Raw genomic sequence first — 22,954 nt, forward strand, 5'->3', positions numbered from 1 at the left:
TCGGCGCGTCAAAGGATTTTCCCTTGCATCTTCAGAAAAATTTTGATATCATAAAATTTAGCTGGGGTTACTCGCCCATACGCATGACTTTTTATTCAACCAAAATCTTTACTCAGAGGCAATCAAATATTCAGAAATTTTTCCCAGGAGCAATACCAGAAATGTTTGCATTTTACGAAGCTCCCATAAATGGTAATTTTTCCTTGCTCGAATCTTTCCATCCACCCTCAGTGAAAAATCACCAACATTATCATTTTATGAAGCTCCTAAAAAATTCGGCGCGTCAAAGGATTTTCCCTTGCATCTTCAGAAAAATTTTGATATCATAAAATTTAGCTGGGGTTACTCGCCCATACGCATGACTTTTTATTCAACCAAAATCTTTACTCAGAGGCAATCAAATATTCAGAAATTTTTCCCAGGAGCAATACCAGAAATGTTTGCATTTTACGAAGCTCCCATAAATGGTAATTTTTCCTTGCTCGAATCTTTCCATCCACCCTCAGTGAAAAATCACCAACATTGTCATTTTATGAAGCTCCCGAAAAAATCGGCGCGTCAAAGGATTTTCCCTTGCATCTTCAGAAAAATTTTGATATCATAAAGTTTAGCTGGGGTTACTCGCCCATACGCATGACTTTTTATTCAAGCAAAAATATCATAGTTTCTCTGCGATCAAACTCCGTTCCCTTTTCACTCTGCGACATGAAAGGGGAAGCAAGTGTGGCAGCTATATCGGGAAAGTTGTCGAAATAAAACCTAATGTAAAAGATACGCCTAAAGATTCTATAGAGCAATAGTCAGATTCAACAATAATTTTCAATTCTTAGGAAATAAACTCTCAGTCACCTTGCTCTCTAGGTTTGATATTCTAATATTTCTTACTTTCTTACTGAGAAAATATATTTTTCCAACTTTTAAAATCTTATTTTTAACTTTTAACTTTTGACTTCAGTGAAACAGTAGGGTTATTGTTACAATATTTAACAAGATTCGTTAAATTTTTCTTAAATATTATGGATTTAGAAACAATATCATTTATACCTCGCCAAAAAGACATCAATTCCAACAGCAAGAAATTAGACACAGTAGAAGTCGAGGCAATGCAACTAAAAAATATAGATACAGAAATGCTCAAATCTCCAAATCCTCCAGAGACAACAGAAAATAATACCCTACGCTACGATCCAGAAGCAATAACAGCCATCTATAGTAAACGTCCTTTTAAAGTCTGGAAACGGCGAATCAGTATCTTATGGACTTTTGTCCTATTTGCTTTTAACTTGTGGTTGGACAAAATTACTGGTAATGCCACCAAAAATGAAAGAAAACGGGCAATCTGGTTAAGAGAAATTTTGACAAATCTCGGTCCTGCCTTTATTAAAGTAGGACAAGCACTATCTACTAGACCAGATTTAGCTTCTCCAACATATTTAGATGAACTGACTAAATTACAAGACCAATTACCTGCTTTTCCCAATGAAATTGCTTATCATTTTATAGAAGAAGAATTAGGTTTTCCTCCAGAAGAAATTTATGCAGAATTAACACCAAATCCTATCGCTGCTGCTTCCCTTGGACAAGTATATAAAGGCAAATTAAAAACAGGTGAAACAGTAGCAGTAAAAGTACAACGTCCTGGTTTATCAGAAAGCATTGCTTTAGACATTTATATATTAAGAACATTAGCTATTTGGGCACATAAAAAGATTCAGCGACTCCGTAGCGATTTAGTAGCAATAATGGATGAATTTGGTACTCGAATATTTGAGGAAATGGATTACACTCAAGAAGGTCGAAATGCTGAAAAATTTAAACAACTCTACGGTCATTTAAAAGATATTTATGTTCCTAAAATTTATTGGCAATATACCGGGCGTCGTGTGTTGACAATGGAGTGGATAACGGGTACTAAGCTAACTAATTTGGAAGCTATAAAAGCTAAAAATATTGATGCGAAATATCTGATAGAAATTGGTGTGCAATGTTCTTTAAGACAGTTATTAGAACATGGTTTTTTTCATGCCGATCCTCATCCTGGTAATTTATTAGCAAGTCCTGATGGTAAATTGGTTTATCTAGATTTTGGTATGATGAGTCAGGTTAAACCTTATCAGCGATATGGTTTATTAGAGGCAGTTGTACATTTGGTAAATCGTGATTTTGATGCTTTAGCTCAGGATTATGTGAAGCTAGAATTTTTAACTCCTGAAACTGATTTAACTCCGATTATTGGAGCATTAGCTGGTGTGTTTAATAATGCTCTTGGTGCAAGTGTGGCAGAGCTTAATTTTAAGAGTATTACAGACCAGTTATCGGCTTTAATGTATGAGTATCCATTTCGGGTGCCTGCTTATTATGCTTTGATTATTCGCTCTTTGGTAACTTTGGAAGGTATTGCTATTAATGTTGAGCCTAATTTTAAAGTGTTGAGTAAAGCTTATCCTTATGTGGCAAAACGTTTATTAACTGACCCTGCTCCTGAGTTGAGAACTTCTCTAAAAGATTTACTTTTTAAGGATGGTGATTTTCGTTGGAATAGATTGGAAAATCTTTTAAGAAATGCGAGTAATAGTGATGATTATGATATTAGTAAGGTTTTGGATCAAGCTCTTGATTTTTTATTATCTGAACGGGGAGATTTTATTCGGGTTCGTTTAGTTGAAGAGCTGATTAACAGTCTAGATTTAGCATCGATAAATACATTTATTAATGCCAGGACTAAAGTAGGTGAATGGTTGGGTTTGAAGGTAGAAAAAACTTCAGTTACTACATCTAGAAATCCAGCAGAGGAAAAGAGAGCAGAACATATTAAAAATATCTGGCAAATTATTCAGGATACTCCTGGTTTTGATGCTATGCAGTTAGTACAATTAGTGCCAAATATATTAGTTAAACCAGAGATGCAAAAGATGGGGCAACAAGTAGCAGGAGGTTTGACTCAACGAGCGATCGCTCGTTTGATTCGTCAAGTATTATTATCTCCAGATTATTCTAATACTAATGGTAATGGTAATAGTAATGGTCATAAACCAAATACTCAACCTCAACTTTCTTTACCTGCTTCTTCTAGCTAAGTTGATAATTCATTAATGGATAATGGATAATGGATAATGGATAATGGATAATTACCTCTCCCTAAAAGGGAGAGGATTGACTAAAAGAAAAAAATTTTTTTTTCCCCTTAAAAGAGGAGGCTTTTAACCTGAATTATTTAATTAATAATTATGGCTTGCTGATTAAATCTTAAAGCATTGACATTAATCATGGTTTGAGGTTTTTTAAGTCTTGAAAAAGTACAAGGTTTTCCTTAATCAAGAGCTGCATAAAGTGAGGATGAAAGGGTTGACTTAGGAAGAAAAATCAAGGGATAATTCTGACTCCTGCCTTCTCGCTCCCATACCCATTCCTCTTGTCTTCCCCTCCTGGGAGGGGTTAGGGGTGGGTTGTCTCGAGTCTCCTGATTCCTACCCTTACTCTTGTATACTTTTTCAGCCAACCCTAATTATTAATTATTCGGTAATTGATAATTTATGGATAATAATTGATTAAATTTTGGATTTTCGGATAAGTCTAATAGTTAATAGTTAGTTGTTAGTAGAAAATTTTTCTATTGACAACTAATTTTTTTTAATTGAGGTTTGATTGAGCAATAATACTAAATATCGTTTCTTAATTATTGCAATATTAATGCTGATTATTGACTTGGTGTTATTGGTTGGGTTACAATCGAGGAATAAGTATTTACGGTAATTAGCTTAAGAATGTGATTCTTAATGTAGATGACTGCAAGTCTTGATTTTTTTAATTATGAATAATTAAACGGTTAACTTGCTGAGTAAAATATTTTGATAAGTCTATTTATAATTGGTGTATCTCAATATTTCCAAAAATACTTTTTTCATGTTCCCTGTTCCCTAAAAGGGATAAATTTTCGGCTTTATTAAAAATTGAGATGTACCCCTTTATAACTAACTTGGAGATACATAAATCCTGACATTTTAGGACCACAAAAAATATAAAATTAGGAGGATTTTATGAGTAGTATACTTCCCGTCGTGTTTGTCTGGTTTGTTTCATTATTTGGTGCTTGCATAGGCATTATCATCGGAGGTACTATTGGGGGAATAGTTGGTGCAATTACTCACTTAATTACTAAATTTAGATGTAGGATGAGAATATTTAATGCAGCGACTTTTACTTCAATTTTAACTACAGTTATTTTTTTTCTTATGGCTCATCAAAAAATTCAACCTCTAAATTGTGCTGATGGTTTAGAGGGAGTTTATCTTTGTTTAAGTCCCCTATTGATTCCTTTTTGGGGAGCTATAATTGGAGGTATATTTGGCTCATTTATTGGAGTGTTAGTGGAAATATACAGAAAATTAAGTCGTTAAATTAATTAAATTAAATTAAATTGTTTATTAAAGTTTTTTGGGATTGATTTTGATTATAGCCCACAGTTATGAGGTACAGTTGTTTTTATTCTTTTCTATTCCCCTACTCCCTACTCCCTACTCCCTACTCCCTCAAACAATAGACAATAGTCAACAGGCAAGAAATATAAAAGTGTACCTCACACTTACTGAGAAATACTTTATAGTGAGAAGTTAGATTAGTCTAGAAGGAGAGGAAAGATTTTTTTATAACTAATCAAACTTAAAATTTACTGGGTATTACTATTACTATAATATAAGCACCTGTACAAAATTAATTTAATATTTGTAAGCAATGAACAGCTTAACTGGGAACAAAAATACTTGTAGACAACAGCAGTAAATATATAGTTGAAGTCAGAATTAAAATTATTGCTCTGACTAAATTTGATAGAAGCAAGAATGTCCTAATAGTAATTGTGAGTGCTATAAAAATAATTTAGGAGACCTACTTAACGTCAGCATTAAATATAAAAAAACTAATTTTCGTTGAATACTTAATTAACAAATTAATTAACAAACACAGCTATTTTTATGGGCAAAAACACAATTTCGTCCTTGTTCTTTTGCTTTATAAAGCGATTGGTCAGCATCTATTAATAATGTACGAGGGGATAATTTTAAATTAGGAACTATACTGCTTACTCCTCAACTTATAGTAACATAAGGACTTGTTTTTGAATAAACATGAGATATCTGAAGGTTTTTGATTTCCAATCTAATTAATTCTGCTCTTCGTAAAGCTTCATCAAGATTTATATTGGGCAATATAATTCCAAATTATTCTCCACCATAACGACATACTAAGTCAGTAGGAAATATAACGATTTTACTAATCGCCTGGTAAGCATTCAGCGGTTAGCTATCAGCTCTCAGCTATGAGTTATTAACTCATTATATTGGAAAGAAGAATTAGTCTTATGACGAGAATTAAAAGTTATGAATGAAATTGCTCATTAGCTCAATCTTAGTCGTTTCTTGCATAAGTTAAAAAGCTGTTAACGGAGTTCCTCCGCAGGAGGCTAGCTGAATGCTAATAGCTGAATGCTTACATCGCCTGAGCAACTTTTTTGAGACACTGACCTCCCTCTGGATGCCCATAATAATCATTATAATATTTGAAATAATATACATCACAAATCATCAAAGATAAAGGCTTTTATTCTTGTCTGAGTTGTTCCCATTTTTGGTAAAAATATTCATCAAATTTACGACGATTAGCCAAGGAGGTTAGACTATCTAAACTAGCAATTACTTGTAAATTTTGGTTAGCTTTTTTGATGGCTATTTCTGCTTTTTTGCGTTGAATTAATCCACCTAATTGAGTAATAATTAGGGTTTGCTGATTAAATTTTAAAGCATTTACAGATAAAGGTTTTAGCCGTTTTATGTCTGGAAAAAGTACAAGGTTTTTGCTCCTTAAAGCTCAAAAAGTTAGGATGAAAGGGTTGACAAGAGCCGAAAAATCACGAATTAAATTCTTCCTTCTGCCTTCTCGCTCATTCCTTACTCCTCCTGTCTCCTGTCTCCTGTCTCCTGACTCCTACCCTCACCCATAAGACTTTTTCAGCAAACCCTAATTAAGAGCATTGCGATCGAGAAATTGTATTGCAGTAGAAATATAGCGTTTCTCATATTAATGAGCTACAGTATTTTTTTCTCTTCCCTATTCCCTAAAATTCAAAACTTGTGTACATCACGAGAGTTAGAAATGCTATATATACAAATTCAGAACAGAAAAATTAAACAATAACTATCCAATAATTAAGGAAATATCTTAACAAAATCCTCCACAGTATAATACCCATGAACCCGTACCCGATGTAAACTTAATAAACCTTGTTCTACTCTAGCATTTCCTGGTTTAGTAGTGACACCAAACTTATATCTTGCTTCTGAAACATCCCTTAAAACGAGATCATTATAAACACCTGCTGGATAAGAAAAAGCAATAACTTCAGAACCAATTTTTTCCTCTATCTTTTCCTTAGATTGAAATATTTCTGCCTGGCGTTGAGTGCTAGATATTACAGTCAAATCAGGATGAGAATTTGTATGAGAACCAAATTGAATCAAACCAGAATTATACATTTCTTGAATATTTTGCCAGGAGATATGGCGACTATCACCAAGATAATTGAAACTAATAAAAAATGTAGCTTGCAAATTATATTTCTTTAAAATCGGATAAGCGGTAGTGTAGTTATCAATATACCCATCATCAAAAGTAAGTAAAATAGGTTTTTTCGGGATAGGTTTACCAGCTTGCCAATCTTCTAAATCTTTAAAAGTAATTGTCTGATAACCAGTCTCATGTAGATGTTTCATTTGAGCAGCAAAAACATCAGGAGGCACCATTAAATCATTCTTCGGGTTAACAGAAATAGAATGATACATCAAAATAGGAACAGCTTCCACAACCTGTTTAGGAATAATAGTTTTTGCCGTGCTGATATTTGCGGAAACAGAAACAGTAACTGGCGACGATTTATCAACTCCAAAATCATCAAAATTATCTATAGATTTACTGGTTTTCTGACAACCAGACATCTGAGAAACCAACAGGATAAAAATGAAATTTAACATGAAATATTTAATCAAATTCCCCATCCAAACTAACCTCATAAATTCTGATTATACTAACATAAGTATTCAGCCATCAGTTATCAACTTATTAGAAAAAATACATTAGGGTTTGCTGAAAAAATCTTATGAGTAAGGGTAGGAGTCAGGAGACTCGAGACAACCCACCCCTAACCCCTCCTAGGAGGGGAAGACAGGAGAAGTAAGGAATTTAGAGGAGGCAGGAGGAAGAATTTAATTCGTGATTTTTCAGCAAGAGCGTCAATCAAAATCCTTACTTTATGCAGCTCTAAATAGCTAAAACCTTGTACTTTTTTAATACCTAAAAAAGCTAAAACCATGATTAAAGTCAATGCTTTAAAATTTAATCAGCAAACCCTACATTAGCGGAGTACAAATCCCTTGCTCAACTGGGTGTAACGAAGATACCCTCCCTGGTTGATTTTTATTGCTGAATGCTGACATACTAATGTTTCTAAATTTAGCAATCATACAGCAAAACGGAATAGTTCCCGCTATGCTGTTGTAAGTGACTTTTTGCAATTTATTATGGCAACAATTAACGATAATTACCTCAAACTCAAAGCAGGATATCTATTCCCAGAAATAGCTAGACGGGTTAATACCTTCGCTGAAGCAAACCCCGACGCCCAAATTATTAAATTGGGTATTGGAGATGTAACGGAACCATTGCCAGAAGCTTGTTGTCAGGCCATGACTAAAGCTGTGTCAGAAATGGGCGATCGCTCGACTTTTAAGGGTTATGGCCCAGAACAGGGTTATGGTTGGTTGCGGGAGATAATTGCGACTCAAGATTTCCAAGCTAGGGGATGCGATATTGATGCGTCGGAAATTTTCATTTCTGATGGTTCAAAGTGTGATACTGGTAATATTCTAGATATTTTTGGCAATAATAATACTATTGCTGTGACAGATCCGGTATATCCAGTGTATGTAGATACGAATGTCATGGCAGGTAATACTGGTAATGTGAATGAAAAAGGAGAATATGAGGGTTTCGTTTATTTACCAATAACAGCAGAGAATAATTTTACTGCCGAAATTCCTACTCAAAAGGTGGATTTGATTTATTTGTGTTTTCCTAATAACCCCACTGGTGCGACGGCAACTAAAGAATATTTGCAAGTATGGGTAAATTATGCCAAAGCGAATAACGCCATTATTTTATTCGATGCTGCTTACGAAGCTTATATTACCGATGCAAGTCTTCCCCATTCTATTTATGAGATAGAAGGAGCAAGAGAATGCGCGATCGAATTTCGTTCTTTTTCAAAGAATGCTGGTTTTACTGGTACTCGTTGTGCGTTGACTGTCATACCCAAAACTCTCAAAGGGAAAGCTGCTGATGGTAGCGATGTAGAATTATGGAAATTGTGGAACCGCCGTCATTGCACTAAATTTAATGGAGTTTCTTATATCGTGCAGCGGGGTGCAGAAGCAGTTTATTCCGAGGAAGGGAAAGCGCAGGTGAAAAAGTTGATCGAATTTTATTTAGAGAATGCGAAAATTATTTGCTCCCAGTTACAAGCAGCAGGGTTAACTGTTTATGGAGGAGTGAACGCGCCTTATGTTTGGGTGCAAACTCCCACAGGTTTGTCGAGTTGGGATTTTTTCGATAAGCTGTTGCAAAATTGTAATGTTGTCGGTACTCCCGGTTCTGGTTTCGGTGCAGCAGGTGAAGGTTATTTTCGTATTTCCGCTTTTAATAGTCGGGAAAATGTCAACGAAGCGATGAAACGGATAACTGAGAAATTTAAAGTTTAGTAGGGACGTTCCATGGAACGTCCCTACGCGATCGCTCAGAAACCGGGTTTATAGTAGTTATTTAATTTATGAGGTACAGTTTTATATCCCCCCCTGCCCCCCTTTGAAAGGGGGGAGCCAACAAAAAGGGGTCTTGTGTAAGGAAGAGGGTAACTTCAAAGTCCCCTTTTCTAAGCGGGGGAGCCAACAAAAAGTCCCCCTTTCAAAGGGGGATTTAGGGGGATTGTAAATGTACTTCATAACCGTGGGAATTGCTATGTCTAAGAAATTTCCAGAAAAAGAGTAATTGGGGAGCCAACAAAAAGTCCCCCTTTCAAAGGGGGATTTAGGGGGATTGTAAATGTGCTTGATAACCGTCGGAACTGCTATATCTAAGAAATTTCCTGAAAAAGAACAATTATGGTAATAAACTCGGTTTCTTGTTTGGAGCGATCGCTCTTAACTCAGACAGAAACAGGGCTTATCTCAGAAATTTCTGGAAAAAGAGTAATTGTGGCAATCAACCTAGTTTCTTATTTCGAGCGCTCGTTATAAATTAGACAGAAACAGGGTTTATCTCAGAAATTTTCGGAAAAATAGTAATCATGGCAGTCAACCTTTTTTTATCTCTTGAGGCATGGATATTCAGTAGTAAATAAAGTTATATTTGTCTCCCCTAAAACTGAGTTTTTGCGCGGGTGGGTAGCTGTTCGGCAGAGGGTAGGTAAAAAATGGGGTTAAAGCTGTTTGTGGGTAAGGGTTTGAGGGTTGTAGATGGCAGGAGGATATCCGCGCAAAAGTTGAAAACTTTGCTGGGTAAGGGTTTGATGATTTTTTTTTGAAATGGGTATGGCTTTTTTTTGATGTTTTGTTGTATTATAAAGTCGATCCTCGCAATTGAGGCTCAGAGATTAGGTTTGGTAAGGGTTCTAGAACCCTGCAGTTTCTCACTCTGTTGAGAAGCGGAATTAATGGAAATAGAACTGATTAACAACCCATCAATAAAGGTAAGGATCGTTTCTCACTCTGTTGAGAAGCGGAATTAATGGAAATTTAGTCTTGTTGATTCAGCCAACATTATAGCTACCGTTTCTCACTCTGTTGAGAAGCGGAATTAATGGAAATAAACAAATAATCATCTATTCCTTTAGAGTTAGTAGTTTCTCACTCTGTTGAGAAGCGGAATTAATGGAAATACTTTTACTTCTTTCTTCCCTATATGCCAAATATCAGTTTCTCACTCTGTTGAGAAGCGGAATTAATGGAAATTATCTTCTATTTTCGAGGCCAAGGTATTGATCCCTTGTTTCTCACTCTGTTGAGAAGCGGAATTAATGGAAATAGTATTTGAGTCAGTCTCTTGCACTGATTATCATGTTTCTCACTCTGTTGAGAACAAGTTTCTCACTCTGTTGAGAAGCGGAATTAATGGAAACGTTATGCGGTGTATAGCGGTGCTTATCTCTGGGCAATACTCAAAGTTTCTCACTCTGTTGAGAAGCGGAATTAATGGAAACGGAATCTTTAAAGTAGAGTGCATATAAGCTCCGAGTTTCTCACTCTGTTGAGAAGCGGAATTAATGGAAACTCAGTCGGGACATCTTTATCGGTAGCAAATTGAGTTGTGTTCCGTTTCTCACTCTGTTGAGAAGCGGAATTAATGGAAACAATTCAACGAATTTTCCAGGGAATATGAAATTGTCAGTTTCCTACTCTTTAGGTAACTGAAATTAACATAAACAAAAAGTTACGGTAAGCAAACCTCATCTTGTAAAAACAAGTTGTATTTGCTTACCGTATTTTTAATAAATTCTATGAGTGAAAAAACTTAAAAAAGGAGATATAAAACCTGATTGTTTTAGTCAGTAACTACTCGCCAAATCTCTCCAATAATTCTTCCCGTGAAGCATTTAATAACAAAGGAGTCAACTCCTCCAGAGACAACTGCAACACTGGTTCAATAATAGCCAATAGTTCTGAATCTAGGGAACCAAACCGGAAATTGAGTAAATTTTCAATCATTTGCTGCTTTGTCCTTTGTTCGCCTTCCTGAAGACCTTCTTGGCGACCTTCCTGAAGACCTTCTTGGCGACCTTCCTCCAAAGTCTGTTCACGCCATTCTAAATAAACAGGTGATAGTCTCATAAGTAACTCCCGATCTTGTTCATCTATATTTTCATTTTCTCTAAATTGAATTGTGATGTGCCAAGTCATTTCAATTATTAGTAACTCCTGCAATAGGAAAACTTAGAATGCAGAATTTTCTTTTTATATCTCCTTTTTTAAGGAGATATAAAACCTGATTGTTTTAGTCAGTAACTACTTGCCAAATCTCTCCAATAATTCTTCCCGTGAAGCAGTCAATAACAAAGGAGTAAACTCCTCCAGAGACAACTGCAACACTGGTTCAATAATGGCCAATAGTTCTGAGTCCAGGGAACCAAACCGGAAATTGAGTAAATTTTCAATCATTTGCTGCTTTGTCCTTTGTTCGCCTTCCTGAAGACCTTCCTGAAGACCTTCCTGAAGACCTTCTTGGCGACCTTCCTGAAGACCTTCTTGGCGACCTTCTTGGCGACCTTCTTGGTGGCCTTCTTGGCGACCTTCTTCTAAGGTCTGTTCACGCCATTCTAAATAAACAGGTGATAATCTCATAAGTAACTCCCGATTTTCTTCATCTATATTTTCATTTTCTCGAAATTGAATTGTGATATGCCAACTTGCCAAAAGCTCCATGAGATTTTCCCGCAGTGGGTTCCCTTTTGGTAAAGCTTTTAATTCTAAAATAGCTTGGTCTTGTGTCTGATCTTTTCCCAATACCCGCAACCAAAGAGTATCCTGACTTATCGGTAGCTGATTAATTGCCACTAATCCTGTGTTTAGAAATTCTGCCAAAAAATAAACACCTGTAGGCCATTTACCACTTCGGTCTAGTTTAGCGCCAAAACCCTCAATTAATTTTTCAGAACAAGAGGGACATAAAATCCACAGGAAAGGCCATTCGGTTTCAGAATAGGAAGTATTTTCCCGTCTAGCTTTACGTTTTTGCTGATTAATAACAAAATTGAGTTTGGCTTGGCAGTCTAGTATTTCCAGTCGTTGTGGTTGATTTCTAAATGGTTCGTAAATAGAAGCGGTAGCTGCCATTTTACCTAGTAACCCTAAAATTTTGGGGTCTTTTGGCGGTGGAATGACAGGGATAAAATATACGTCTATTTCCCGGACTTCGCTGGCAACATCGCGACTGGTTTCGACTTTGCCTAATACAGTTAGTAACTCTTCTAAATACTGTTTAGCAAATTGATCGTGGGGAGTTCGTGTCATTTTAGTTATTAGTTATCAGTTATTAGTATCTCATGCAACGTAGAGAATTACTATATTAAAGATTCAAGAAAGATTATAGGAATTTTGGTGGAAATGATTAAATCAATTAAATCTTTGTAAGGGTGGCATACTTACCCTGACTTAGTGTTAAAATAATCAATATTTATAGCTGTATTGAATTAAAAATAAACAGATAAAAGTGTAATGATTAACCCCTTAGAAATAGCCAAATATTTCATTATGCGGGCTTATGAAGATGGTAGAGAAGCTCAAATAACTAATATGAAAATACAAAAACTTCTCTACTATAGTCAATGCTTATATTTAGCGCTTAATGATGAACCTTTATTCGCTGAAGAAATACAAGCTTGGCGATATGGTCCTGTTTGTTCTCCTGCTTATAAATTTTACAGTAAATTTGAAGCCGAACAATTACCAATCCCAAATCAGGAAAGTATTGCTAATATTCCCTCAGAAATTAAGGAAGTTTTAGAAGAAACTTGGCAATATTTCGGTGAATATCATGCTTACTATTTAAGTAATTTAACCCACTTAGAATTTCCTTGGAAAAAAGCCAGAAAAGGTTTACCTAGTTATGCAAGTTCAACCGAAACTATATCATTAGAAGATATGCGTTTATTAGGAGAAGAACAACTTTTAGAAATTGAGAAAGAACATCCTCAATACGCTTCTATCGTTTCTGATTTTTTAAAAGCAGCAATAGAGTCTAAGGAAGAACCAGAATATATTCAGCAAGGAGAAGTAAATGACTGGCTCAACTCTCTTCTCGATTGAGAAGACTACTAACTTTGAACGGAGTTTTAAAAAGTTAGTCAAAACCTATAAATCTAAATCTAAAAAACAGGAATTTATTCGGGTTATTAGTGAACACCTGGAAAAACTAATTATTAACCCTTATCCCCAATCAGAAAGGCATGAACCTTTACCAAAAGGTATTGAATTACCTGATGAGTGTCAGTTTTATAAGTTAGTTTTAAATATTGCTAAAGGTGCATCAGGAAAAATCAGATTAATGTATTTAGTTTGGGATAAGAAAAGAGTGATTAATCCTTTCTGGATTTATAATCATCAACAATTTGAAAAACGACCTCCCGATCGAGAGATTAAAGATGTTATTCAAGAAACTTTTGAGGGAAAATCTATTGGCAGAGAAAATACTAAAAATCAAATAGTTGCTTGATTATTTTTGCTAAAAATATTGTTTATGAAACCATTAATATTAGATATTTTTTCCGGTGCAGGTGGATTTAGCCTTGGTTTTAAGTGGGCAGGTTTTCAAATTATTGGTGCGATAGAAATAGATAAATGGGCATCAGAAACTTTTGCTTATAATCATCCAGATGCAGTTGTTATTAATCAAGATATTACGACTATTACTGATAAGGATATAGCAGCAATTTGGGCTAATAAAAAACCACAAATCTTGATAGGAAGTCCGCCTTGTCAAGGATATTCTATTTGCAATAAAAATTCTGGAGACCCTAAAGATCCTAGAAATAATCTTTTTAGAGAATTAATCAGAGTAGCTATAGTTTTTGAGCCAGAAATATTAATTATGGAAAACGTGCCTAACCTAATTAAATTTCAGACTCAATCTCAAACAAAAGTTATCGACATTATTGAACAAGAATTAAAAAAGATTGGATATAACGTCTACATAGATATATTAGAAGCTACAGCATACGGCGTGCCTCAAATCAGAAAACGTTTATTTATTATTGCTTCAAAACGAGAACTAGAAAATCCTTTTCCGTTACCAACTCATGGAATATTAACTAATCAACAAATGTCTTTATTTGGAGAAAATTTAAAGTTCTGTCCGACATTATGGGATGCTATTTCTGATTTACCTCAACTAGAAGCTGGTGAAGGAAAAGAAGAGTCAAATTATTCCCAAAAGCCGTCGAATGAATATCAAAAATTGTTGAGAAATGGCAATAAAATTTTGTTTAATCACAAAGCAATGAATCATACTAAAAGAATGGTAGAAAGATTTGCCACAATGACTTGGGGAAGTTCTGTAAAAGACGTACCAAAACATTTACAACCACGCCAAAGGAACTCTACAAAAATAGCTCAAAAAATCTACGACCAAAATAATAGAAGACTCCATCCAGATAAACCATGCCATACAATTCCAGCTTCATTTTATGCTAACTTTGTTCACCCCTATCAACATAGAAATTTCACAGCTAGAGAAGGTGCAAGAATACAATCATTTCCAGATAGTTTTAAATTCATGGGTAAACCAACAGTTGTTAGTCATAAACTACTATCTCGAGAAGGTCGTCTAGGAGAAAAACATTTATGTCAATACAATCAAATTGGAAATGCCGTTCCTCCTTTATTAGCTAAAGCTATTGCCGATAATATCTTAAAACAGTTGTAAAAGAGAGTTAAATAAAATGTATGTTCACGGTCAAAATTTAGAGCAAAAGGAAAATCATAAAAGCAAATATAGAGATACAGAATCTCGGAAATATTTAACAGAAATCAGAGCAAAATATAATGAGTGGAAGTCAGCTAATGAACAGCTATTAGGTCCGTTGATTGAAACAACAAAGCAAGATAGTGAGTTGTTAATAAAGCGAGTAGAATTTTTGAATGAATACAAAAATTTTCTAGAACAACAACACTATTGTGAAAAATTTGATTCTCGTTCAAATCTCCATTCATCTGTCTTGGAAAAATTTATGTATTACCTTTTCAAAGATTTAGTTAGTGAATTTTAATCACAAGCTTTAATTGGTAAGTCTCGTACTTTCAAAGATATATTTTTTCGCTCTGAAAATTATCAATATATGCTCAGTTATCCTCATGCTTTAATTGAACTAAAAGATAATGATTTTGCAATAGGAGTAAGAATTCATACCCAAATGAATTGTCAGGGTTCCCAAGAATTAGAAAGTCATATTTGGGATGTACCTGCTGTAGTTATAGAATGCAAAACTTATTTGGATAAAACTATGCTTCAAGATGCAGCAACGGCAGCAGAATTTTCTTTTTATATCTCCTTTTTTAAGGAGATATAAAACCTTATTGTTTTAGTCAGTAACTACTTGCCAAATCTCTCCAATAATTCTTCCCGTGAAGCATTTAATAACAAAGAAGTCAACTCCTCTGGAGACAACTGGGACATTGGTTCAATAATAGCCAATAGTTCTGAATCTAGGGAACCAAACCGAGCATTGAGAAAATTTTCAATCATTTGCTTTATCCTTTGTTCTGTTTGTTGAACACCTAGTTGAATACCTTGCTGGATACCTTCCTCCAAGGTCTCTTCACGCCAACGTAAATAAACAGGTGATAGTCTCATCAGTAACTCCCGATCATCTTCATCTATATTTTCTCTAAATTGAATTGTGACGTGCCAACTTGTGAGAAGTTCGGTTAGATTTTCCCGAAGTGGGTTGCCTCTGGGTAGAGTTTCCAATTCTAAAATAGCTTGGTCTTGTGTTTGACCTTTTCCCAACACCCGCAACCACAAAGTATCCTGATGAATGGGTAGTTGATTAATCGCTACATGAAATGATTCGTGAAAAAAAAACTGTAGGGGTTTGGTCTCCAAACCCCATTAGATAAAATATTACAACCTATTTTTTTATGGGTAATTAAGAGTAGAATTTCAGATATAAAATTATTTGTAATTAATGGAAAAATTCTGAACTACTATATGTTTTTTCAACGCCAAAAACCAAAATATTAAACCAAAAGTGTCACGCCAAGGTAATAAATAGAGACTTTCAAAACCTTCTGTATCTTTCAAATCTTTTAAGATTATCCCCACCGCCAGAAAAGGAAATAAAAACTGATAACTTATAACTGATATTTAAAATCGTCCCCTACTCGAAAAGACTACTACTAAAAATCCCAATAATTGTACCAACACAATACTAGGGCCTGAAGGTAAATTCAAAGTACCAGATAATACCATTCCTATCACTCCACTTAGGGCACCAATTAGTGCAGAAACTCCTAAAAACGGCACAAACTCATTACAAATTAACTTTGCTGTAGCTGCTGGAATTACTAAAAAAGCATTCACCAATAAAATACCAACTGCTCTAATAGTAAGAGCGATCGCCAAGGACAAAATAATCATAAATATATATTGATATCTCTGTACAGGAATTCCCTGAATTTGTGCTAACTCGGAATTCAAAGTTAACAATATTTGTTTTGGCAAAGTTAATCCTAGCCAACCCAAAGATACAGCCAATAATATTGCCAGAAAAACCAAATCTAAATTACTAATTGCCAGAATATCACCAAACAATATAGACAATAAATTACCACGATATCCAGGTACAAAATTAAATCCAATTGTTCCCAATGCAACTGAACCAGCGATCACGATACTTAAAATAGTATCTCCTCCTAAATTAGTCTTTTCAATTAAATAATTTATTCCTAATCCAAATAATAGTAAGAAACCAATTAAAGCCATCATTGGAGGTAACTGTAATAAAGCACCTATCACTACAGCTAAAAAGGCAGTATGACCTAAAGCATTTCCAAATAAAGATAACTGGCGTAAAATCACAAATCCACCGAGAATACCTCCCAAAATTCCTAACAGAATACCACCAATAATTGCCCGTTGCATAAAAGGCAGGCTAAATAAACTTATCGATTCTGAAAAATTCATATTAATAAGTAATTAGTAATAAGTAATAAGTAATGAGTAATGAGTTATGAGTAATGAGTAATTAGTTATGAGTTATGAGTTATGAGTAATTAGTAATGAGTAAAAATTAGAGATTTGATTAATCAAACTCACTGAATTCAGAATTGAGAATTGAGAATTCATAATTCCAGATTTGATCTGCTAAAAACTTTGACACTTCCCTACAGTTTCAGGCAATTATTTGATATTTAAAGTTTGAAACTATTTGTGACATCCTTAAAGTGAATTGGTATCAGTTATAGAGATAAACGGCTATTTTTCCTGCAAGTAATATTCCCTATCCCTTGCCTCCAATCTAAATCACTACTTCTACAGAATTACCCATTCTTTTTGGAAAGATGAAAATATCTAGTAAAACCTTTTCCATAAATCTTACTCAAATTATCCTCATCCAAAGTAACACTAGGTTTACCATGACATAATAAACGACGATTTATACAAATAACCTGGTCACAATAACTACTAACCATATCTAAATCATGGGAAACCTGAAGAATAGAAAAGCCTTTTTCCTTCTGTAAATTTGCTAATAATTCTGCAAACTCTACTTCTCCAGTTGGGTCTATGCCAGCCATCACTTCATCTAATATTAATAACTGCCGAGGTTGCACTAAACAATATGCTAATAAAACCCGTTTTAACTCCCCTCCACTTAAACTTCCTATGGACTGTTTACGATGATTTTGTAAGTTAACTTGTAGCAAAGCTTTTTCTACAGACATAAGTTTTTCCGGTGACTTCATCAAACCTCGTTGAGGTAAACCCAAACTAACTAATTCAGCTACAGTCAAAGGAAAACTCCGGTCAAAAAGTAACTTCTGAGGAATATAACCAATTTGATGCCAATATTTTCCTAAATCTTTTATTTGTCTACCAAGAATTTCTATATAACCAAACTCATAAGAAATTAAACCTAAGATTGCTTGAATTAATGTACTTTTACCTGCGCCATTAGGTCCGATTATTGCCGTATTACTGCCAGGAAAAATTTTAAATGAGACAGATTCAACTGCTTGATATTTGCCTCTCACTACTGTCAGATTTTGTACATCAACTACTGGGAATTTTGTTTTTATTTCTACTACTTTCATTGGGAAACTTTCTCCATACTTTTTCAATGATTTATCATCGTAGTTAAATAATGTTATTGGTCTATTCATTAATGGATAATTACCTTTGGTTAAAACCGTGAGGGAATTGAATATAATAAAATATCCTAGCACTTTTCTATTTAATTATTTGGTAAAGCACTGTTGATCGGATCTAATGTTTGGAATTATCATTGAATATCTGTGGCAATTTGTTGATTGATACTAAGATTATGCGCTCCTGGAAGCAGCACATAATATGAATTTACTGACAAATTTCCTCTAAAGTTTTTAAATTATTTTTCATCGCAGTAAAATAATGTTCTGGGTCTAACAAACCGCTTTCAATTGGATCTAATTTTTTAATTGGTAATCCAATATCTTTAGCAATTTGCTGCATTCGACTATCATTAAATCCTATTTCTGCAAGTAAACCTTTGACTTGATATTCTTTAGTTGCATTTATTACTCTTTGAATATCTCTAGGCGTAATATTGTCTTGTGGCAATTCTACTACTGCTGTTTGTTGTAAATTATAGCGTTTTGCCAGATAGGGATATGCATCGTGAAAAGCAATAAATTTACATCCTTTGAAGGGAGCTAAACGAGTTTGAAATTCTTGATCAAGTTGCTGTAATTTTTGCAGATAAATATTAGCATTTGTCTGATAAGTAGTTGCATTATTCGGGTTAGCTTTAATTAAACCATCGCGAATATTCTTGACTTGTTGTTGTGCTAAAACTGGGTCTAACCAAACATGAGGGTTTCCCTCTTCGTGACTGTGGTCGTGATCATGGTCGTGATCATGATCGTGATGCTCATCCTTGTCTTCTTCTATCGGTTTAATATTTTGACTAGCATCAATTTCTTGTAGCTGAGAGTTACCAGTAGCATCGACTAATTTCTCTAAAAATTCTTCTAACCCCAACCCATTTTTGACTAATACATCTGCTTCTGCAATAGTACGAGCATTTTCCGGTGTTGCCTGATATTCGTGGGGATCTGTTCCCGCAGGAACTAGGATTTCTACTTCTCCAGTTTCTCCCGTGACTCCTTTCGTAAACATATATACTGGCAAGATAGTTGCAACTATCTTAGTTCCATCTCTATTTTGAGCTATGCTGCTAATATTTCCTAGGGAAGCAGTTGTAATAAGTGCTACTACTGCTAATAATGAACTACCGATCCATTGAAATTTTCTGAACATTCGTTTTGATCTATATTTTGAGAATGATTATCATTCTAATACAATTTTGATAAATGTTTGCTACAAATATCTAGGGAATTTTGAGGAGTCAAGAGTCACAATTAAATAGTCAGCAGTCAGGACTAGGAGTCAGGAGTCAGGAGAAATGGCTTCAACACCATTTTTTAGTCGAAAATTATCTTTTTTATCAAAGCGGTATCTCCTCTAAAATCTTTTTCTCCCCATTACTATTCGTAACATTCTTTTTTCAAATTTGTACAATATAAACCACAACAAAAAAAGCCCTAGAAGAGTTGTTTTGACGATGTAACCTTGATTTTTTCCCTGGAGCTTTATAAAATGAAAATATGGAGGAGTTAAGGAAATTTTTATAGGAGAGGCGATCGCTTTTCACTTCTCAGATTTTCCTAGTCTTATTTCTGTTCAATTTAGAAGTATCTACAAAAATCTTTTTTGTGTTGAATAAAAAGTCTAGTACAGTGGCGAGCTACCCCTAATATCAAATTCGGTTGAATAGTTGCATGCAACGTCCGTAGGGGAGATTGAATACTGAAAATTATAGAATTATCAACATATACTGTATCACCGGATTCTATATTATAACATAATACTATCAGAGTTTTTTTGCAGATGCAACCTTGATTTTCTTTCCGGCGCCAGTTTTTTTTGCGGGAGCTTCAGAGAATGACAATATAGAGGGGATTGGCGATCGCTTTTAACCAAATAATATTTAGGTCTCATTCGTGTACTACCACAGGCGTTCCCACGGATGCCCAGTCAAATAACCATTTCGCGTGATCGACTGCTACATTTGTGCAACCATGACTAACTGGAGTGCCGAACATATTATGCCAATAAGCACCATGAATTGCCATTCCTCCATCGTAATACATAGTATAAGGAACGTCGGGTACGTCGTAACCTGGTCCCCTCATTCTGGCGGTGCGATATTTTGTTTGTACTCTAAAAGTGCCTAAGCGTGTAGGAGTTGATGCTTTGCCGGTGGAGACTATGACTGCATAAACCGCTTTATTTCCTTCCCAAGCAATTAATCTTTGAGTAGATAAATCTATTGAAATCCAACGTTCATCTGATTGTTGCAACTCTAACATTCTTGTGGCAATTACATTTTCCCATCGACTAGCTTTAGCTGGTATTGACGAAGAGAAAAAGGTTGTAATAGTTAGTGCTGCACTGGCGAATATTTTAACTATTTGATATGACTTTTTAGAACTATAAGACCTAGAGAAACCAATCAATAAACTGTTTTTTTGACCCTGATTATTGTCTTTAAAATCAGGAATTTTAGTCAAGAAACTTGGTTTATGTGTCAGTATTGAAATTAGTAAGTTTTTCATTAAGCTTTTCATATTTATACCTCTCTTCAATAATAAAATTATGGTCTGTTTTTAATTGATAGCACTATAAAAAAGTGTTAGGACATTAATAAAATTAAAATCAATTATTTCCCACTGCTCCCTACTCCCTACTCCCTACTCCCTCATTTTCTGAAAATTGTTTAACAAGAGCTTGAGCTTGTTGAGCGATCGCTTCCCAATCTTCAGCTATTATTAATTTTTCAGGAAATAGTTTCCCTGATAAACCTACAGCAATTGCACCTGCTTTAATAAATTCTTGAGCATTTTCTAAAGTTACTCCGCCAGTAGGAATCAAGGGAATTTCTCCTAAAGGCCTTTGCAAACTTTTAATATAATTTGTACCTCCAACTGCCGAAATTGGGTAGATTTTAACACAACTAGCTCCTGCTTGCCAAGCAGTAACTATTTCTGTGGGAGAAAGAGCGCCGGGAATTATGGGCACACCTGCTATTTTTGCTGTTTGAATCATAACAGGATTAGTATGTGGGGTAAAGACAAATTGGCAACCAATTTTAAGTGCTTTTTGTAACTCTTCTAGGGTTAATAATGTACCTGTACCAATGGTACAAGTTGGTAATTCGGAGCGGAGTAAAGTAATTAATTCTGTTGCTTGATGAGTATTCCAAGTAATTTCTATGATCCGGATACCTCCAGCAGCAACAGCTTTTGCCATTTGCCGAGCAAGTTCCATTTTTGAGGTGCGGATAACAGCAATTACTCGATTTTTGCGTAATGTTTCTAACCAGTTTTCTTGAATCATAAAGTAAGAAGGCAGAATTCAATAATTAATAATTAATATAGCAATTCCCAAGAAGCGTGAGGTACAAAATTCCTTGGTTTTAGGGAACAGGGAACAGGGAACAGGGAACAGGAAACAGGGAACAGGGAATAGGGAATAGGGAATAGGGAATAGGAAAAAATTAAGATAGGTGTACCTCACGATTGCTGAGAAATGCTATAATTAATAATTAATAATTAATAATTACCTCTTCTTTTTAAGAAGAGGATTGGTTAAAAGGAATTTTTTTCTTTTCTCCTTGAAAGGAGAGGATTTCAACCTTTATTTTTCGGGAATAAGGAAAATATACAGCATATTCTAGGTTAATGTAGTTCAACTGAGAGAATGAATATTTTTTCCCTGTTCCCTACTGCCTAATATCATGTCCGCTTGAATACTTATTGTATAGTTGGGGGTGGGGAGATGGGGAGATGGGGAGATGGGGAGATGGAGGGATGGGGAGATGGAGGGATGGGGAGATGGGGAGATGGGGAGATGGGGAAATTGAAGTAATTATAGAGTTATAAACATATATTATACAACCGGATTCTATAGAACCCATTTGGTATTTATTTAATAAGTTATATTATGTCCGGATAAGAGCGTGATAAAAAAATTTGCTCCTCTTCCCTCCTGATATAAAATCCGGTTATACAGTAATCGCATTCAAAAATCCTCAACTAAAATATGTGTTTGCTAGAAGCACGAATTTAAAAATTTATGCATTTTCATTTCCTTTCTTACTCCTAACTCCTAACTCCTACCTTCTTACTCATTACTCATTACTCATTAGTCATTAGTCATTAGTCATTAGTCATTACTCATTACTCATTACTCATTAGTCATTACTCATTAGTCATTAGTCATTACTCATTACTCATTACTCATTACTCATTACTCATTACTCATTAGTCATTACTCATTACTCATTACTCATTACTCATTACTCATTACTCATTACTCATTACTCCAGTCTCGAGTCTCGAGTCTCGAGTCTCCTGACTCCTCCCTAATTATTTATAACTGTTCAACCGGACATGATATTACAAGTCCAATACCCATCTGGGTTTGATGATTCTGGCAGTCATTTTTCATAATTTTTCGGTCTCCTGAACCCTTATAGTTGTTAGACTCCTTAAAACCGCTTTCCTGAAAGCTTTATATTTCAAGAAAAGAGGGAGTAGGGTAGGGACGTTGCTTGAGCATTAATGCGTTTTCCTTACGGAATGCTGCGCAAACATGTCGCGTAGCGTTAGCGGAGCGAAAGCGTCAGCAAAACGTCCGTACGGGAGCGCTTGTGTAGACATTGCTCATTCATTGTCTGAGCTAGAATATTTATAACCCTACATTTTTTGAGTCCTGTACGGACTACGCTCCCCATACCTCCCACACCTCCCACACCTCCCACACCTCCCACACTTCCCACACTTCCCAATCATAGATCCCTTCAGGAGTTCTATATCAAGCGGACATGATATTACTTCAGCTAATTTTATGTAGTGAAACGCAACCAGATAGAATATCAGTGACAAATATCACCAACAAACAGAAACCAACTCACATCGAACTTATGACATCAATTATAAATTAAGTCGATAATAATCATTAACTAATTATTATTAAAATCACCCTATCTAATTAGAAAAACTATAATAATAATAAAAGTGTTAGTCCTTAGTTAATAATT

The 22,954-nt window shown here is 34.9% G+C and carries 20 protein-coding genes and 1 CRISPR repeat array; of the genes, 9 read left to right on the top strand and 11 right to left on the bottom strand.

Annotated features, from left to right (window positions below; all coding sequences use genetic code 11):
• Window positions 1-1,016: 1,016 nt before the first annotated feature.
• On the top strand, window positions 1,017-3,077 hold the full coding sequence (locus F6K40_RS08590; RefSeq protein WP_293134161.1) for an ABC1 kinase family protein: 2,061 nt from the start codon (window positions 1,017-1,019) through the stop codon (window positions 3,075-3,077).
• Window positions 3,078-4,037: 960 nt separating this feature from the next.
• On the top strand, window positions 4,038-4,397 hold the full coding sequence (locus tag F6K40_RS08595; RefSeq protein WP_293134164.1) for a hypothetical protein: 360 nt from the start codon (window positions 4,038-4,040) through the stop codon (window positions 4,395-4,397).
• 1,087 nt (window positions 4,398-5,484) lie between these two features.
• Here F6K40_RS08595 and F6K40_RS40710 read toward each other — a convergent pair.
• Both F6K40_RS40710 and F6K40_RS08600 read right to left on the bottom strand, forming a co-directional pair.
• Complete coding sequence (locus F6K40_RS40710) at window positions 5,485-5,580, bottom strand: diguanylate cyclase domain-containing protein (protein WP_365670715.1); 96 nt, start codon at window positions 5,578-5,580, stop codon at window positions 5,485-5,487.
• A 620-nt stretch (window positions 5,581-6,200) separates the two neighbouring features.
• The gene (locus F6K40_RS08600) at window positions 6,201-7,022 is read right to left on the bottom strand and encodes a polysaccharide deacetylase family protein (RefSeq protein ID WP_293134167.1); all 822 of its coding nucleotides are present in this window, start codon (window positions 7,020-7,022) and stop codon (window positions 6,201-6,203) included.
• Between the two features lie 546 nt (window positions 7,023-7,568).
• Between F6K40_RS08600 and F6K40_RS08605 the strand changes: the two genes are divergently transcribed.
• Entirely contained in the window at window positions 7,569-8,804 is a 1,236-nt protein-coding gene (locus F6K40_RS08605) for an LL-diaminopimelate aminotransferase (RefSeq protein ID WP_293134170.1), read from the top strand.
• 399 nt (window positions 8,805-9,203) lie between these two features.
• Window positions 9,204-9,338, top strand: coding sequence for a hypothetical protein (locus F6K40_RS08610; protein WP_293134173.1), 135 nt, complete (start codon window positions 9,204-9,206; stop codon window positions 9,336-9,338).
• A 387-nt stretch (window positions 9,339-9,725) separates the two neighbouring features.
• Window positions 9,726-10,451: a CRISPR direct-repeat array (repeat unit 37 nt; unit sequence GTTTCTCACTCTGTTGAGAAGCGGAATTAATGGAAAT).
• 201 nt (window positions 10,452-10,652) lie between these two features.
• On the opposite strand, the gene F6K40_RS08615 is transcribed toward F6K40_RS08610, so the two are convergent.
• Window positions 10,653-10,997: a FliH/SctL family protein gene (locus tag F6K40_RS08615; RefSeq protein ID WP_293134176.1), complete on the bottom strand. Its 345-nt coding sequence runs from the start codon at window positions 10,995-10,997 to the stop codon at window positions 10,653-10,655.
• A 105-nt stretch (window positions 10,998-11,102) separates the two neighbouring features.
• Complete coding sequence (locus tag F6K40_RS08620; RefSeq protein WP_293134179.1) at window positions 11,103-12,107, bottom strand: Yae1 family protein; 1,005 nt, start codon at window positions 12,105-12,107, stop codon at window positions 11,103-11,105.
• 204 nt (window positions 12,108-12,311) lie between these two features.
• Between F6K40_RS08620 and F6K40_RS08625 the strand changes: the two genes are divergently transcribed.
• Genes F6K40_RS08625 through F6K40_RS08645 form a run of 5 tightly spaced genes read left to right on the top strand, consistent with a single transcriptional unit; the run spans window position 12,312 to window position 15,160 of the window.
• The gene (locus F6K40_RS08625) at window positions 12,312-12,902 is read left to right on the top strand and encodes a Panacea domain-containing protein (protein ID WP_293134182.1); all 591 of its coding nucleotides are present in this window, start codon (window positions 12,312-12,314) and stop codon (window positions 12,900-12,902) included.
• A complete protein-coding gene (locus F6K40_RS08630; protein ID WP_293134185.1) occupies window positions 12,874-13,308 on the top strand; it encodes a hypothetical protein in 435 nt (144 codons plus the stop codon). The genes F6K40_RS08625 and F6K40_RS08630 overlap by 29 nt, the downstream gene beginning before the upstream one ends.
• Window positions 13,309-13,332: 24 nt before the next feature.
• Window positions 13,333-14,517, top strand: coding sequence for a DNA cytosine methyltransferase (locus tag F6K40_RS08635; protein WP_293134188.1), 1,185 nt, complete (start codon window positions 13,333-13,335; stop codon window positions 14,515-14,517).
• Window positions 14,518-14,533: 16 nt separating this feature from the next.
• Entirely contained in the window at window positions 14,534-14,860 is a 327-nt protein-coding gene (locus F6K40_RS08640) for a hypothetical protein (RefSeq protein ID WP_293134191.1), read from the top strand.
• Window positions 14,861-14,872: 12 nt separating this feature from the next.
• A complete protein-coding gene (locus F6K40_RS08645) occupies window positions 14,873-15,160 on the top strand; it encodes a Bpu10I family restriction endonuclease (protein ID WP_293134225.1) in 288 nt (95 codons plus the stop codon).
• Window positions 15,161-15,183: 23 nt separating this feature from the next.
• On the opposite strand, the gene F6K40_RS08650 is transcribed toward F6K40_RS08645, so the two are convergent.
• The 7 genes from F6K40_RS08650 to F6K40_RS08680 form a co-directional block, all read right to left on the bottom strand.
• Window positions 15,184-15,696, bottom strand: a complete 513-nt coding sequence (locus F6K40_RS08650; protein ID WP_293134194.1) for an RpnC/YadD family protein — start codon at window positions 15,694-15,696, stop codon at window positions 15,184-15,186.
• A 261-nt stretch (window positions 15,697-15,957) separates the two neighbouring features.
• Window positions 15,958-16,776 (bottom strand): metal ABC transporter permease, encoded by an 819-nt coding sequence (locus F6K40_RS08655; protein WP_293134196.1) that lies wholly within the window; start codon window positions 16,774-16,776, stop codon window positions 15,958-15,960.
• Between the two features lie 356 nt (window positions 16,777-17,132).
• On the bottom strand, window positions 17,133-17,975 hold the full coding sequence (locus F6K40_RS08660; RefSeq protein WP_293134199.1) for a metal ABC transporter ATP-binding protein: 843 nt from the start codon (window positions 17,973-17,975) through the stop codon (window positions 17,133-17,135).
• 193 nt (window positions 17,976-18,168) lie between these two features.
• On the bottom strand, window positions 18,169-19,110 hold the full coding sequence (locus F6K40_RS08665; RefSeq protein ID WP_293134201.1) for a metal ABC transporter solute-binding protein, Zn/Mn family: 942 nt from the start codon (window positions 19,108-19,110) through the stop codon (window positions 18,169-18,171).
• A gap of 737 nt (window positions 19,111-19,847) precedes the next feature.
• Window positions 19,848-20,480, bottom strand: a complete 633-nt coding sequence (locus tag F6K40_RS08670) for a L,D-transpeptidase (RefSeq protein WP_293134204.1) — start codon at window positions 20,478-20,480, stop codon at window positions 19,848-19,850.
• 109 nt (window positions 20,481-20,589) lie between these two features.
• A complete protein-coding gene (locus F6K40_RS08675; RefSeq protein ID WP_293134207.1) occupies window positions 20,590-21,249 on the bottom strand; it encodes a bifunctional 4-hydroxy-2-oxoglutarate aldolase/2-dehydro-3-deoxy-phosphogluconate aldolase in 660 nt (219 codons plus the stop codon).
• Between the two features lie 1,270 nt (window positions 21,250-22,519).
• Window positions 22,520-22,702, bottom strand: a complete 183-nt coding sequence (locus F6K40_RS08680; protein WP_293134210.1) for a hypothetical protein — start codon at window positions 22,700-22,702, stop codon at window positions 22,520-22,522.
• Window positions 22,703-22,954: the final 252 nt, after the last annotated feature.

The sequence above is a fragment of the Okeania sp. SIO3I5 genome, assembly GCF_010672085.1.
In the GTDB taxonomy this organism is placed as follows: domain Bacteria; phylum Cyanobacteriota; class Cyanobacteriia; order Cyanobacteriales; family Microcoleaceae; genus Trichodesmium.

Excerpts from the sequence above, each read along its gene's own strand:
- F6K40_RS08610 (WP_293134173.1), top strand. The coding sequence starts at position 9,204 with ATGGTAATAAACTCGGTTTCTTGTTTGGAGCGATCGCTCTTAACTCAG.
- F6K40_RS08640 (WP_293134191.1), top strand. The coding sequence starts at position 14,534 with ATGTATGTTCACGGTCAAAATTTAGAGCAAAAGGAAAATCATAAAAGC.
- F6K40_RS08670 (WP_293134204.1), bottom strand. The coding sequence starts at position 20,480 with ATGAAAAGCTTAATGAAAAACTTACTAATTTCAATACTGACACATAAA.
- F6K40_RS08660 (WP_293134199.1), bottom strand. The coding sequence starts at position 17,975 with ATGAATAGACCAATAACATTATTTAACTACGATGATAAATCATTGAAA.
- F6K40_RS08635 (WP_293134188.1), top strand. The coding sequence starts at position 13,333 with ATGAAACCATTAATATTAGATATTTTTTCCGGTGCAGGTGGATTTAGC.
- F6K40_RS08620 (WP_293134179.1), bottom strand. The coding sequence starts at position 12,107 with ATGACACGAACTCCCCACGATCAATTTGCTAAACAGTATTTAGAAGAG.
- F6K40_RS08655 (WP_293134196.1), bottom strand. The coding sequence starts at position 16,776 with ATGAATTTTTCAGAATCGATAAGTTTATTTAGCCTGCCTTTTATGCAA.
- F6K40_RS08630 (WP_293134185.1), top strand. The coding sequence starts at position 12,874 with ATGACTGGCTCAACTCTCTTCTCGATTGAGAAGACTACTAACTTTGAA.
- F6K40_RS08625 (WP_293134182.1), top strand. The coding sequence starts at position 12,312 with ATGATTAACCCCTTAGAAATAGCCAAATATTTCATTATGCGGGCTTAT.
- F6K40_RS40710 (WP_365670715.1), bottom strand. The coding sequence starts at position 5,580 with ATGATTTGTGATGTATATTATTTCAAATATTATAATGATTATTATGGG.
- F6K40_RS08615 (WP_293134176.1), bottom strand. The coding sequence starts at position 10,997 with ATGACTTGGCACATCACAATTCAATTTAGAGAAAATGAAAATATAGAT.
- F6K40_RS08595 (WP_293134164.1), top strand. The coding sequence starts at position 4,038 with ATGAGTAGTATACTTCCCGTCGTGTTTGTCTGGTTTGTTTCATTATTT.
- F6K40_RS08665 (WP_293134201.1), bottom strand. The coding sequence starts at position 19,110 with ATGTTCAGAAAATTTCAATGGATCGGTAGTTCATTATTAGCAGTAGTA.
- F6K40_RS08590 (WP_293134161.1), top strand. The coding sequence starts at position 1,017 with ATGGATTTAGAAACAATATCATTTATACCTCGCCAAAAAGACATCAAT.
- F6K40_RS08600 (WP_293134167.1), bottom strand. The coding sequence starts at position 7,022 with ATGTTAAATTTCATTTTTATCCTGTTGGTTTCTCAGATGTCTGGTTGT.
- F6K40_RS08605 (WP_293134170.1), top strand. The coding sequence starts at position 7,569 with ATGGCAACAATTAACGATAATTACCTCAAACTCAAAGCAGGATATCTA.
- F6K40_RS08675 (WP_293134207.1), bottom strand. The coding sequence starts at position 21,249 with ATGATTCAAGAAAACTGGTTAGAAACATTACGCAAAAATCGAGTAATT.